The organism is Campylobacter sp. MIT 21-1684 (genome assembly GCF_026241315.1).
Lineage (GTDB): Bacteria > Campylobacterota > Campylobacteria > Campylobacterales > Campylobacteraceae > Campylobacter_D.
In genome coordinates this window covers 23,791-36,295 of sequence record NZ_JAPHNA010000015.1, presented here as the reverse complement: position 1 = coordinate 36,295, position 12,505 = coordinate 23,791, and the positions used below count along the sequence as shown (strand labels likewise).

Here is a 12,505-nt window from a genome sequence, read left to right as displayed (position 1 = left end):
GCTGGAGTTATTGTTTCTGCACTTTTTGGGAGTTTTATTTCTTTTGTTAAGTACCTTGCAGACCCACAGGATGTTTTACCTGCTATTACCTATTGGTTGTTAGGTTCTTTGGAGGTGAATAACATAGGGCAAATGCTTTTTTCGTGTGTGCTTGTAAGTCTTTGTGTTTGTGTTATAATTTTTTACAGATGGAAGCATAATCTTTTATTGCTTGATGAAATTGAAGCAAAAAGCTTAGGGCTTAATGTAACAAAATTAAGGATAATTCTTATCCTTGTAAATACCTTGATGATTTCATCTGTGGTCAGTCTTTGTGGTATTATTTCTTGGGTGGGGCTTATTATTCCTCATATTTCAAGATTGCTTTGTGGAAACAATACAGCTCAAATCATTCCTACAAGTGTTTTTGCAGGAGCCCTTTTTATGCTTTTCATTGACACAGTGAGCAGGGCTTTGCTTAGTCAAGAAATTCCTATTTCGGTATTGAGTGCATTTGTTGGTGCTTTTTTGTTTCTTTATATACTCTACCGCAAAGGAGTCAATGTATGAGTGTGTTTGCCCTTGAGAATGCTTGCTTTTCTTATAGAAAAGAGCTTGTGTTTGAAGGATTAAGTTTTTGCGTTGATAAAGGCGAGATTTTGGGTATTTTAGGACATAATGGAGTAGGAAAAACAACTCTGATTAAATGCTGCATAGGAATTTTGTCTTTGCAAAAAGGACAGGTTTTTTTACAAGGGCAGCACATAAAAAAACTTTCCCATAAACAATTTTTCTCTCAAGTAGCTTATGTCCCTCAAGCTAAAAATTCTCTGACAAAACTTTCTGTGTTTGATATGGTGCTTTTAGGTGCAAATATAGACATCACAACTACACCAAAGAAGATTCATTTAGAAAAGGCAGAAGCGCTTTTAGAAAAATTGCGCATTTCTTTTCTTAAAGGTAAGGCTTGTTCAAATTTAAGTGGAGGAGAGTTGCAGATGGTTGTTTTAGCACGTTCTTTAATGAACGATCCTGATTTGCTTATTTTAGATGAGCCAGAATCAAATTTGGACTTTAAAAATCAAGATCGTATTTTAGATGTTTTGCTTGAACTTAAAAATCAAGGTAAAAGTATTATTATTAATACTCATTTTCCTCAAAATGCCTATAAACTTGCAGATAAAGTTTTGATTTTACAGAAAAATTCACATATTCTAGGAGATAAAAGTCTTATCAATAAAACCCAGTTGAGCCAAAGTTTCGAGGTAAGGCATTCTTTTTTTGACTATTTAAATTTAGCTTAAGAGTTTAAATTTTATTTTTTAGTGTTTTAATTCTCATAATGCAAAAATCACAACTTCTTTAAAAATAAAATTGATGGATACAGGTTTAATGTAGCACTATCTTTTCGATACGACATTTACCTTGCTAACAATATAAAGAGTTTTTTGAAGTTGGCATTATCGATATTTTTAGTTTAGTTTTTACTTTTTTATAACTTACAAAGTTTTTGTTAGCTTTTAAAACTCATTTAAGATGAGTTTTACCATACTCTTACATTTACCCCATTTTTTTGAAGATACATTTTAAGCTCTTTTATATCTACAATTTTTTGATGAAAGATACTTGCAGCTAATGCCCCATCAATACCTAGTTTAAAAACCTCCAAAAAATGTTCTTTTGCTCCGGCTCCGCCACTTGCAATTAAAGGAATTGTGCAAAGTTCTTTTACCGCTTTAAGCTGTACAAGATCATAGCCATTTTTCATTCCATCTTGATTCATCATATTAAGCACTATTTCGCCCGCACCTCTTTCTTGCACCTCTTTAACCCATTCAAGAGTATTTTTTCCGCTCTGTTTTGAAGTATTTTCATCTCCTGTGTATTGAAAGACTTTTAAATTTCCATTTTCATCTTTAAAGCTGTCAATCCCTACAACTACACATTGTACTCCGAAATTTTTAGCAAGACGTGTGATTAAATCAGGTTCATTTAAAGCAGGAGAATTAATAGAAATCTTATCAGCACCATTTGCTAAAAGTTCTTCGGCATCTTCTTCGCATTTAATGCCTCCAGCTACACAAAAAGGAATGCTAATATGTTTTGCTACTTCATTGACCCAAGCTCTTGAAATTCGTTCTTTTCTTGCACTTGCAGCTATATCGTAAAATACTAATTCATCGATGCCTTGACTTGAGTACAATTTTGCCAACTCCACAATACCACCCATATCTTTGTGATTTCTAAACTGTATCCCTTTAACTACTCTACCATCTTTAACATCTAAACAAGCAATGATTCTTTTTGTGAGCATTGTGATCCTTTTGAATGTATTGAAAATCAATTGTACAATTGTATTCTTTTATTTTAAAAGAGATTTTAACTATCTTACACTCTTGCTTTTTCTAAAATGTTAAGTCAAAAACATTGTTTAAAACCGCTAATACTCTTTTTATCATCATTTGCCAAGTTCTCTTTCTGGTGGTATTAGCTTAATAAAAAATCATATTCCAATATCCTCTTGAGATACTAATCTATGTTTTTCTATGCTTGCATAGTTTATTTTTTCCATATAATAAAAGAATCTCACTACTAAAATGTTTTTCATATCTCCATAAAATACAATTTTGTAAGCCTGTATTTCATAAAATTCTTAATATTTTTGTTTTGATTAATGATCTAAATACTCAAAGAGTTTTTTATCTTTTTTGTATTTTGATACTTTAGTGTTTAAAGGATGGTTTTTACATTTGATTTTATTTTCATTACATTTTCCTTTTTGGAGTTTTATTTTAATATTAAACTTTTCTTATCTTACAAGAATTCCTTCATTCTCTACTTCTAAATCAATCCATATTTTAGTTTTTGGTACGATTTGATAGAGATAAGGCAGGTCTTTTCTAAAAACTTCTGCTGTGCTTTTAACAATATCAGCAACTATATTTATTCCATCACTTGCAGTAATATAATTGACTTCTTGTTTTTTCTTTGATTCTTGTAAGGCTTTTAAATATTCATTTGTAGAATTTTTAAGCTCTTGGCTTGAAGAAGCTAAAGAATCCCAACTCATTTGTTCAATTTTCCTATCATTAACAAATGTTGCAAGATTGTAGCTTGTTTTTTCTTCATTTAAGACAATAGCTGATTGCACCTTGAAACGAATTGTATTTCTTTCAATGTATTTTGGGTCAGCCATTAAAGAGAGTTTTTCATTTACTGCAATTAAATTTGCCATCAAAATAATACTTCCTCTATTTGTTTGACAAGGAATTCTTATACTTGTTGGTTGTATTCCTGCATTGATTTCATTCATAATAAAACAAAAACCTTTTACAGCAACAAGTTTCTTTGTTTCTGTGGCATTATTGCCATTATTTTTTGATTCTGTTTTAATGTTTTGAACAAAAGTATCTTTTACTTTTGTGCCAGTAAATTCTTCACCTCTTTCATTTTTTTTCTCGTAAGCAAGAATCCAATTTAAAATAACCGCTCTACGATATTTTTCTTCTTCTTTATTTTTATTGATTTGAGCAGGACTTAATTCTTGCTCTTCTATGACTTTTCTACCCTCACTTGCAGAATCAATGATATTGTTTGAGACATTTTCATTAGAGGCAAAAGCAAGACTTGTAAAGAAGAGTAAATTTGCTATAAATTTCCCTGTGGTAGAATGTATTCTTTTCACTAAAAATATCCCCTTTCTATCCCTATTTTGTAAATGTTTTGAGAATCTTCCTCTTGTTGCTTCACTTTGAAAAATTCTTTCAAAGCTTCTTCAAATTCATTTTTGCTTTTTTCGCTTATTGTGGTATTAATATTAGAATTTGAATTGAAAAGAGAGTATTTTTTCTCATTAGGCAATTTATTAGTTTGTGTTTTTGAAGAACAAGCACTAAGACTAAAACAAAATGATAAAGAAAGACAAAAAATTAATAGAAATTTAAATGTTTTAAATTGAAAGATTTTTTGAATATAATCTCGTGGGGTGTTTTTGCTTTGGCTTTGTGCCTTGCAACTACAAGTAGAATCCATAAGGTCGCACCCTAGCGGCAAGTAGCCTATGCTCCTAAGCAAAGATATTAAAGTTTTTCGCTTCATCATTGTTACAATTATACTTATATGTATGATTGTTGTCAAAGCTTGCTAAGTTAAACTCTGCTTTTGTGGGACTTTGATAAATTTTCCTTGTATTTATTTTTTTAAACATTTTTTCCTCTTTTGAAAACAAAAACCCTATAACAATAAAACATAGAAGTTGCAAAATAAAGCTTTCTACCAATTTCTTGTTTTTTCCAATTTATGTTTCAATTCTTTAAAATAAAAGGATTTGCGATGCAAATGCAAAAAATTGTAGAAAAACTCAAAGACATACTTTTGCATAAAGAATTTAAAAAAGATGCAGCCAAAAAGCTAGACAGTAGTCTTGTATTTCCTAAAACTTAAATACATTTTTTGTTTAGTGTTAGTTTTAGCGTTTTTTGAAATCTTTTATGATAAAAGACATTCCACTGCCTCACTCACACTAAAAACACCTTCTAATAAAGCTTTTCCGACTATCACACCGCTACAAATTCCCTTAAGTTTTTTGACATCTTCTAAACTTGCAACGCCTCCACTTGCTTGAATTTCAATCTTAGGATACTTTTTGTTGATGAATTCATACAGCTTTATATTTGCCCCATTCATTGTACCGTCTTTTGAAATATCAGTGCATAAAAGGTGCTTTAAACCGTGTTCTTTGTAAATTTCAAGTACTTCTAAAATGTTTTTATCGCTTTGTTCTTGCCACGCATTAATAGCAACGATATAATCATTTGCTTTTGGTACAACATCAAGAGCAAGACATAATGCTTCACTCCCAAATTCTTTGAAAAACTCTTTACACAGCTTGGGATTTTTAATCGCTAAAGAGCCTATGACAACACGTTTTACTCCACTATCAAGCAAAGCTTTCACCTCGTCTTTGCTTCTTATGCCTCCACCTACTTGAAGGTTAATTTGTATTTCTTTGGCGATTTTGTTGATGATAGGAATTTGCCTTTGTGCAGTGTCTTTTGCTCCGCTTAAATCAACAAGATGAAGCCATTTTGCTCCTTCTTTCTCATAAATTTTGAATTGATGAAGCGGGTCTTTATCATAGCTTTTTTTTTGTGTGTAATCGCCTTTAAAAAGTCTCACTACTTCACCATTTATCAAGTCAAGAGCGGGGATAATTTGTGTTTTCATTCTATAAGCTTTGTCTATAAAATTGTTTATTATTATATCAATAAATTGTAAGGAATCTTTAATTTGTCTAAGACGCTTTTGAAATCGGTTAAGCATTTTTTGCATTACCTCATTTTGATAATGCACTAGCATTTTTCTCTTAAGACCACAAACCTTCAAAACTTATAAAAGTTAAAAGATAAAGCCGATTTTTTATTTAGATAAGCAAAGAGTAATTAAGGCAAAAGAAGCAGAAAAGTATAGAAGTCTTTATTCTACATTGATTAAATGTAGAATAATCTTAAGCCTTAAGATCTACAATTCTTGACGTAGTGTTTTGAGAAAGGATTTTATTAAATTCTCCTGTGTCATCATCGCTCAATTTCATACCAAAAAGAAGTTCTAACTCTTGACTTTTACCAAATTTATTTTCTAATAGCTTCTTTACAAGCTCATTTCTTGTATTGTCATCTTTATAAGTTTGGCTTTTACTTTCTGTTTGTATAGGTTTAAAAGGTTTTGTTTCTTGGGTTTGTTTTGTTTGATTATCTTTTGTTGTTGAGGTAGAATTTACAGAAGTATTTTGATTGTTATCTCGTAATTCTTTGTGAACTTGTTCTTGCATTTTCTTTGTAAAGTCTTGTGTTTTAGCTTCTTGTTTTGCCTGAAATTCAAGCCATTTTTGCTTAAGTTCATTTGCATTTTTGCTCGTATGAAAAATTTTAATATATTCTTCATCATAGCCATCATTCCATTGTATGCCTGTTGTATTTTTGTCCATCCATTCAAACAAAGAATTAAGTTCTGTTTGAGACATTTCTCCTTTTCTTAGTCTATATTCATAAGAGCCCTCAAGCACGGGGATTGTATTGCCCAATTCCTCATAATAGTCTTTTGCACGCAAAAAACTATTGACTATCTTATCTTTTTCCTCATTTGTAACTTTATTGTCTGAGGAAGGATTTGCAATATTTTGCTTTTTGTAGTATTCTAAATCTATGTTTGAGAGCATACTTATTGTCATCATCTTAAACCTCCAAGAATTTGTTCCATTTGTTTTTTGTATTTACCACTCATTTCTTTGATAATCATATTATTATTTAACATTCCACTTGAATTAAATTTATAAATTTGTCCTTTTGTATCAGCTACGCCGACACCATAAGTAAAATATACATAGTTACCATATCGACCATAACCTATATTTCTTTTAACTGAATATACAGGAAAAAAATCAATAGAATTTTGTGTCATACTTAAAAACTCATTGATTCTATTTGCACTAGGATTAGAACAAGTTGTTTGATCTATGCCACATAAACCTTTAGATGCATTTATATTATAAGCGTAATTAATAATGTATTGAGATTCCCCGCTAGTATATCTAGCTATAGCATAAATTTCATCAACACCATTACTTGAAAATGTAACTAAATACCCACCCTTAATTTCTTTCATCTCATCTAAATTAAGAGCTTTTACACCTTGAGAGTTATCGCTTAAAGCACCATTGCTAATTTTGGCTAAAAAATCACCTGCAAAAGCAGAACCTGCTAATAAAGAACCTAAAATAAATGAACTTGCTAATTTCTTTAACATAACTTCTCCTTATTCTTAATTATTGTGTAATATCACAAAATTATAATATTAAAATAAAATTTTTGTTTGGGACATTCATTGTTTTAAAAAAATTTTGAAAATATTTAGAAAGGTAACAATGAAAAAGATTTGTTTAGCATTTATGGTTTTAGTCGGTTATGTTTTTGCTAGTGATGAACTAAATATAGATAGTTTGTTTAAAAAGCAAGTAGGTTTAAGAAGTATCACAAGCCTTTCACTACTTAGCACAGGAAATGCTAATTCTTACGCACTTTATCCTAATATCACTATAGACGGAGATTCTACGATTTGGAACAACACAAAACAAGCGTTTTTAAATCAGACTTTTATTTATACGATAACATCTCAATTTGATATTCTTGTTTCAGGTGGTGGAAGTTATGCAAGACAAGAATACACAAACTTTTTTACAAATGAGTATTCTAGTAAAAATCGAATAGGTTTTGATAGCTTATGGCTAGGTTTTATTTATACGGGTGATAGCATTGCAGATTTTATTCCACAAATTACCTTTCAAACTGCAGTCATTCAAAGAGAAAAAGCAATCAACCGAATAAAAAACTTTTATCTAAAATCACAAAGCTTGCAAGCTAGTCTAAGGGGATATAGTGATCCTGTTGTATATAGCATTTATACAGGTTTTGGTTATAATCAAACAAGAAAATTTCAAACCCTTAAAATAGAGTATGGAAATAGTATTTATGTAGCGGGGATTTATCTATCATTTTAAGTCCTAAAATTACTTTAGGTTTGGGAGCAGAGCAAAGATTTCAAACAGAACAAAAAATCAATGGCTTTCAAAATTCCGAACTACGTTCTATTCCAACTTTAAGTTTAGGTTCTACTTATAGTATTAATTTGAATACCGCTGTTTCTTTTAATGCTAGTTTCGGGGCAAGTTCTGCTTCACCTGATAGTATATTTGGGATAAGTTTATGGAGAAAATTCTAAAAATTGTATCATTCTTATTTATTTTTGCTTTGAGTGCAAAAGCACAATGGGTAGTAAAGTCTTATCAAGAAATCAAAAACGAAAGAGTCGTAAGACAAACTTACGAGCAATCTTGTGGGGCTTCATCTTTGGCAACTTTAATCAATATACTTGACAATCAAAAGTTTGATGAGTTTAAACTTTTAGAAATTATGAGCGGACAACAACTTTATACAGATATGGTAAGTTTTGCAGATTTAAGCGATGCGGTTAGAAAGTTAGGATATGAAAGCAACTCTTATCAAATCAATAGAGAGAATTTAGAAAAGCTTGTAAATATTCCAATGCTTGTAAAAATTGAAGATGATCCACGTTTTCCGCATTTTGTGATAATTATTAATTATAAGGGAGATTATTTACAAGTGCTTGACCCAAGTCATGGAGAATATATAAGCTCTAAAAGTCAATTTTTTAGTATTTGGGATAGATATAATAAAGGTGGATATGCTTTAATCATTGCCCCTAAAAAAGAATTAAAACCATTTAAGTTGAATGTTCCAAAATCTATGCACTTTTATTTTCAACCTTTTAGCCTGTATTAATTTAATTCGGTTTAAAGTCACTTTTTCCGTAAAGATTCTCACTTTTAATAATTGTAACCTCCTAAAATAAGACTCTAAAATACCCCTAAACAAGTATAAATGAGAATCTGATTTTTCTAACCCTAATTTTTGATAGATTCTATGGTGGGCATTTGAAAAATATTTTGCATAAGAGTGATTTTCTTTTTTACAAGTTTTGTTTTTGCAAAATCTTATTTAAGATGAACATAATTTTTTACATTTTTACAAAATTTTTTAGCAGTACTTCTCCAGCTTCGCCACTTCTCTCAGGATGAAATTGTACCCCGTAGAAATTTTCTTTGGCTAAAGCCGCACTAAAATCTTGACTATAAGTGCAAGTGGCTATGGTGTATTCAGAGACATTTGCATAGTAATTGTGTACAAAGTAAAAATATGCCCCATTTAAGCCTTTAAAAAGCGAATGAGAGCTTTTGACATTATTCCACCCCATATGAGGGAATGAAAAGTCTTTTTGTTCTTTAAATTGAAGTGTTTGAAAAGGGATTATTCCTAAGGTTTTTTGATTTAATTCTTGTGAAAATTCACCAAGAATTTGCATTCCAAGACAAATTCCTAAAAGTGGTTTTTTGGTTTCTTTAAGAAAAGAGACAAGTTTAAAATTGTTTAAATTGTGCATCGCTTTCCACGCTGTACCAACTCCGGGTAAAAAAAGTTTGTCAGCTTGTTCAAGTTCTTTAATTTGGCGACTTATGAAGCTTTTAAAACCTAATCTTTCAAGGGCAAATTGCAAAGAAGCTAAATTTGCACATTGTGTATCTACAATGGCGAGTTTCATTTTTCTCCTCTCACATTAAATTTTTAGATTACAGTATTCCTTTGCTGCTTGCAAGTTTTTCATCTTCACTGCGAATAGCCATTTTTAAAGCTCTTCCAAAGGCTTTAAAAAGCCCTTCGGCTTTGTGATGGTCATTTTTGCCTTTGACTTTCAAATGCAAACTTGCTCCCAAAGTGTAAGAGAGTGAATAAAAAAAATGATAAATCATCTCTGTGCTAAGCTCTCCGAGTTTTGTTTTTGAAAATTTGGCTTTATATACTAGATGAGGTCTGTTGCAAAAGTCAATAGCACAGCTTGCCAAACTTTCATCCATAGGCAATACAAAACCATAACGCGCTATGCCTATTTTATCTCCAAGTGCCTTTTTTATCGCAGTACCCAAAGCTAAAGCTATATCTTCAATACTATGGTGTTCATCGATGTGTAAATCTCCTTTGCAATAAATCTCAAGTCCTATACCAGAATGCACAGCGATCTGTTCAAGCATATGGTTGAAAAAATCTATTCCGCTGTGAAGTTCTATCTTTCCACCATTTAAACAGACTTTTACAGAAATATCTGTTTCCTTAGTCGTTCTTTGTATTTTTGCTGTTCTAAAGGTGCTTAAAATTTCGTTTTGAATTTGTGTCCAAGTAAAGGTGTTTTTGTTGTATTGTAAGCCCCTGATTCCTAGATTATTAGCTAAAACTATGTCTGTATCTCTATCGCCTATGACAAAACTTTGCTCTTTTTCAAAAAGCTCGTGTTTGATATATTCATTAAGTAAGCTAGTTTGAGGTTTTCTGCATACACAATTTTCATTTTCAAAATGTGGACAGATGAAAATGTCTTTAAATTCGATACCGCAACTTTGTAAAATATCAAGCATCTTTTGATGTGGAATTTGAAAATTTTCTCTAGGAAAGCTTTGAGTGCCAAGCCCGTCTTGATTGCTCACAAGTACAAAACGAAAACCGAATTTTTGTAATTGAAGTAAAGCTGGAATCGCTCCTTTTTCAAAGTTGAGTTTTTCAAGGCTGTCAATTTGTAAGCTAGGTTTTGGTTCTTCTATGAGTGTTCCATCTCTGTCTATAAAAAGGATTTTTTCTTTCATTGCTAATACTTTCATTTTTGAAAGTATTCTAACATAATAAACACAAGTTTATCGCAATGTTTTAAGTAGAATTTATTGTGAGTGTTAGGGTTTATCTGTGCAATAAAGTCCAAACATCATCAAGATTGTAGCAATTATATTAAACAAAATTATAAGCAGATTCTATAAGTGCTATCTCATTTTCATTTAGTCCATAGAGTTCATAAATCATTGTATCAAGCTTAGAATCTAGCACATTTATATCCTGCCCATTTTGCCTCAATTCAATAATTTGACAAGCCAAAGCTTTGATTTCTGCAATTTTTTGCTTATTTGTCTTATTTTGCTCTATCACAGGGAGTTTTTCTATAAACTGCTTTATCCATCTAAATGCGCCATCGCCTAAATTTGAGGCGATTTGTTTCATATAAAAATAAATCAATTTTGAGTTTAAAATCGCACATAAATACTTGTCATCTCGTGGGATAAAATAGCAAGTTTGATTGATATAAAATCGTTTCTATTCTCTATCAATGATTTTTTTGGGAAACCAAAGGGAAAAATTTATATTTATTATAGTTTAAAGCAATATTTTAGATTTTTTTGCTTAAGATTTAAAAAACAAAAGGTAGTAAATGCAAAATGGTATAAATACAGATGTGATTGCTTTGGCTAACTCTTATATGTCTTATGCAAATCTTATTATTGTGGTGGCTGCCCTCATCATTGCTGCAATTACTATAAGTTTAACAATTTATTACAATAGAGACAAGAAAAGATTGATTGAAGAAACTACCCATAATATTTTAGATAAAATAGCCAATAATGAACAAATGAGGAATGATTTTATCAATAAAATCTTAGAAAATAATAACTTTAAACAAGAGTTTGAAAGAATGGTGGATATACACATAAGTGATAAAATGGATAGATTGGTAGATGAAAAACAAGAGCAATCCAACATAGGAGGTTTAAAATGAATTGGACTGAAATAAAAAATAAAACTCCTTATGAGATTTTAAAAATCCTTGAAATGAAAGAGCCACCATTTAACCCTTTTGATATTGCAAGAAAGCTAAATCTTAGCGTTAAGACAACTCTTGATTATGATAAGCTTGATACAGAGGGACAAATTAGTATTAATCAAAACAATGAGCCAGAAATTTGGATAAATCCGATCAAAAGTGAAGCAAGACAGCGATTTACCCTTGCACACGAGCTTGGACATTTAGCAAACGATGTTTTGCCCCAAATAGATAACCCTATCATTGATAAATATGAGACACTCTATCGTGGCAATGCCTATGGTGGTATAGAAACAAAAGCGAATAGATTTGCTGCCAAACTTCTTATGCCTTTAAAAGCATTGGAAAATTTCATTGAGAGAGAAAGACAGAATAACCCTCATTTAAGTGCTAAAGAAGCTATTATGCTGATAGCTACAAAGTTTGAAGTTTCAAAACAAGCGGCTTTTCATAGATTGCAAAATATAGGATTGATTAGCAAAGATTATAGGTATCCTTTTTAGCAGAGAGGCAGATAAAAGCCTAATTGCTTTGAATATGAAAATAAAATTTCAACAACATTCAAAATTAATTAAATACAAAATTTTTTGAGCTTTGCTTCTCTTATTTCTTTGCAATCAATATGTTCAAACCATTTAGCTAATGCATCAATTTGTTTATCTGTAAGATGATAGTGTATCTTTAAATATTGCAATAAATCATTAATGTATTCAATATTTTCTTGACTTAAGTGCTGTAAAGCCTTTTGCATTTTGTAATAGTAAGCGTAGCAGGTAGAAAGATTGGATAAAGAAAATTTTTTAGGTATATTTGGGGAGTTTAGAATATTATTAATATGATTTATTGCTTCTTCGGATAAGTCATAGTTATTTTTATATTCTTGATAGTAAGGTTGGAGCTTATTATATGAAATATTTTCAAAACCCAACTCTTTTAATTTTTCCTCTCTTAACAGCAAATAAGTTAAAGCTTGAGATTTTTTATTTGGTTTTTGTTGCCCAGTGGGTGAATGAGAAGAGGAGGAGTTGCATTTATCTTTTGTAAAATTTACGAGAAGAGAAGTAGTTAAATCAGGCACAGAGCTTAAATCAGTTTGGCTATGTTGTTTGGCACATTGCTTTCCCGCTTGAAAAATTTGGCCATTATTATCAAGCAAAAAATAAGCTTTTCCTGAAGTAAGTCTTCTTTTGTCGCAGTAAGATAAAGTATTTGGATCAACAAAATCTCTTTTAATTACTCTCATTTATCACTATTC

Annotated in this window: 14 protein-coding genes and 2 pseudogenes; 6 read left to right on the top strand and 10 right to left on the bottom strand. The window is 30.7% G+C overall.

Annotated elements, in window-relative coordinates:
• Both OQH62_RS06660 and OQH62_RS06655 read left to right on the top strand, forming a co-directional pair.
• Window positions 1–549 (top strand): FecCD family ABC transporter permease (locus OQH62_RS06660; RefSeq protein WP_266015547.1); only part of this gene is annotated, 549 nt, incomplete at its 5' end.
• A complete protein-coding gene (locus tag OQH62_RS06655) occupies window positions 546–1,283 on the top strand; it encodes an ABC transporter ATP-binding protein (RefSeq protein WP_266015544.1) in 738 nt (245 codons plus the stop codon). The genes OQH62_RS06660 and OQH62_RS06655, both read left to right, overlap by 4 nt.
• Window positions 1,284–1,522: 239 nt before the next feature.
• On the opposite strand, the gene hisF is transcribed toward OQH62_RS06655, so the two are convergent.
• From hisF to OQH62_RS06625, 6 genes are all read right to left on the bottom strand, one after another.
• Complete coding sequence (hisF, locus tag OQH62_RS06650) at window positions 1,523–2,293, bottom strand: imidazole glycerol phosphate synthase subunit HisF (RefSeq protein ID WP_266015542.1); 771 nt, start codon at window positions 2,291–2,293, stop codon at window positions 1,523–1,525.
• A gap of 495 nt (window positions 2,294–2,788) precedes the next feature.
• On the bottom strand, window positions 2,789–3,664 hold the full coding sequence (locus OQH62_RS06645; RefSeq protein ID WP_266015540.1) for a hypothetical protein: 876 nt from the start codon (window positions 3,662–3,664) through the stop codon (window positions 2,789–2,791).
• Window positions 3,664–4,011 carry a hypothetical protein gene (locus OQH62_RS06640; protein WP_266015538.1) on the bottom strand — a complete coding sequence of 116 codons (348 nt, stop codon included), beginning with the start codon at window positions 4,009–4,011 and terminating at the stop codon, window positions 3,664–3,666. Before OQH62_RS06640 ends, OQH62_RS06645 begins: the two co-directional genes overlap by 1 nt.
• A gap of 456 nt (window positions 4,012–4,467) precedes the next feature.
• A complete protein-coding gene (gene hisA / locus OQH62_RS06635; RefSeq protein WP_266015555.1) occupies window positions 4,468–5,205 on the bottom strand; it encodes a 1-(5-phosphoribosyl)-5-[(5-phosphoribosylamino)methylideneamino]imidazole-4-carboxamide isomerase in 738 nt (245 codons plus the stop codon).
• A 280-nt stretch (window positions 5,206–5,485) separates the two neighbouring features.
• A complete protein-coding gene (locus OQH62_RS06630; RefSeq protein WP_266015536.1) occupies window positions 5,486–6,211 on the bottom strand; it encodes a hypothetical protein in 726 nt (241 codons plus the stop codon).
• Entirely contained in the window at window positions 6,208–6,783 is a 576-nt protein-coding gene (locus tag OQH62_RS06625; protein ID WP_266015534.1) for a bacteriocin, read from the bottom strand. Before OQH62_RS06625 ends, OQH62_RS06630 begins: the two co-directional genes overlap by 4 nt.
• Window positions 6,784–6,901: 118 nt before the next feature.
• Between OQH62_RS06625 and OQH62_RS06620 the strand changes: the two are divergent.
• Together OQH62_RS06620 and OQH62_RS06615 are read left to right on the top strand one after the other, a co-directional pair.
• Window positions 6,902–7,755, top strand: a pseudogene (locus OQH62_RS06620) (hypothetical protein).
• The gene (locus tag OQH62_RS06615) at window positions 7,740–8,336 is read left to right on the top strand and encodes a C39 family peptidase (protein WP_266015532.1); all 597 of its coding nucleotides are present in this window, start codon (window positions 7,740–7,742) and stop codon (window positions 8,334–8,336) included. Before OQH62_RS06620 ends, OQH62_RS06615 begins: the two are co-directional and overlap by 16 nt.
• A gap of 235 nt (window positions 8,337–8,571) precedes the next feature.
• Here OQH62_RS06615 and hisH read toward each other — a convergent pair whose 3' ends face one another.
• The 3 genes and pseudogenes from hisH to OQH62_RS08830 all read right to left on the bottom strand — a co-directional run.
• Window positions 8,572–9,153 (bottom strand): imidazole glycerol phosphate synthase subunit HisH, encoded by a 582-nt coding sequence (gene hisH / locus OQH62_RS06610; RefSeq protein ID WP_266015531.1) that lies wholly within the window; start codon window positions 9,151–9,153, stop codon window positions 8,572–8,574.
• Between the two features lie 28 nt (window positions 9,154–9,181).
• Window positions 9,182–10,246 carry a bifunctional histidinol-phosphatase/imidazoleglycerol-phosphate dehydratase HisB gene (hisB, locus tag OQH62_RS06605; RefSeq protein ID WP_266015530.1) on the bottom strand — a complete coding sequence of 355 codons (1,065 nt, stop codon included), beginning with the start codon at window positions 10,244–10,246 and terminating at the stop codon, window positions 9,182–9,184.
• Between the two features lie 333 nt (window positions 10,247–10,579).
• Window positions 10,580–10,745: pseudogene (locus OQH62_RS08830) on the bottom strand (TaqI-like C-terminal specificity domain-containing protein); the annotation flags it as partial.
• A gap of 115 nt (window positions 10,746–10,860) precedes the next feature.
• On the opposite strand from OQH62_RS08830, the gene OQH62_RS06595 reads away from it, so the two are divergent.
• Window positions 10,861–11,205, top strand: coding sequence for a hypothetical protein (locus tag OQH62_RS06595; protein ID WP_266015529.1), 345 nt, complete (start codon window positions 10,861–10,863; stop codon window positions 11,203–11,205).
• Window positions 11,202–11,753: an ImmA/IrrE family metallo-endopeptidase gene (locus OQH62_RS06590; protein ID WP_266015528.1), complete on the top strand. Its 552-nt coding sequence runs from the start codon at window positions 11,202–11,204 to the stop codon at window positions 11,751–11,753. The genes OQH62_RS06595 and OQH62_RS06590 overlap by 4 nt, the downstream gene beginning before the upstream one ends.
• A gap of 68 nt (window positions 11,754–11,821) precedes the next feature.
• Here the strand turns inward: OQH62_RS06590 and OQH62_RS06585 are convergent, their stop codons facing one another.
• Window positions 11,822–12,493, bottom strand: a complete 672-nt coding sequence (locus tag OQH62_RS06585) for a hypothetical protein (protein ID WP_266015527.1) — start codon at window positions 12,491–12,493, stop codon at window positions 11,822–11,824.
• Between the last annotated feature and the right edge of the window lie 12 nt (window positions 12,494–12,505).

Coding starts and splice junctions, on each gene's coding strand:
- OQH62_RS06655 (WP_266015544.1), top strand. CDS start 546: ATGAGTGTGTTTGCCCTTGAGAATGCTTGCTTTTCTTATAGAAAAGAG.
- hisF (WP_266015542.1), bottom strand. CDS start 2,293: ATGCTCACAAAAAGAATCATTGCTTGTTTAGATGTTAAAGATGGTAGA.
- OQH62_RS06640 (WP_266015538.1), bottom strand. CDS start 4,011: ATGGATTCTACTTGTAGTTGCAAGGCACAAAGCCAAAGCAAAAACACC.
- hisA (WP_266015555.1), bottom strand. CDS start 5,205: ATGAAAACACAAATTATCCCCGCTCTTGACTTGATAAATGGTGAAGTA.
- OQH62_RS06630 (WP_266015536.1), bottom strand. CDS start 6,211: ATGATGACAATAAGTATGCTCTCAAACATAGATTTAGAATACTACAAA.
- OQH62_RS06625 (WP_266015534.1), bottom strand. CDS start 6,783: ATGTTAAAGAAATTAGCAAGTTCATTTATTTTAGGTTCTTTATTAGCA.
- OQH62_RS06615 (WP_266015532.1), top strand. CDS start 7,740: ATGGAGAAAATTCTAAAAATTGTATCATTCTTATTTATTTTTGCTTTG.
- hisH (WP_266015531.1), bottom strand. CDS start 9,153: ATGAAACTCGCCATTGTAGATACACAATGTGCAAATTTAGCTTCTTTG.
- hisB (WP_266015530.1), bottom strand. CDS start 10,246: ATGAAAGAAAAAATCCTTTTTATAGACAGAGATGGAACACTCATAGAA.
- OQH62_RS06595 (WP_266015529.1), top strand. CDS start 10,861: ATGCAAAATGGTATAAATACAGATGTGATTGCTTTGGCTAACTCTTAT.
- OQH62_RS06590 (WP_266015528.1), top strand. CDS start 11,202: ATGAATTGGACTGAAATAAAAAATAAAACTCCTTATGAGATTTTAAAA.
- OQH62_RS06585 (WP_266015527.1), bottom strand. CDS start 12,493: ATGAGAGTAATTAAAAGAGATTTTGTTGATCCAAATACTTTATCTTAC.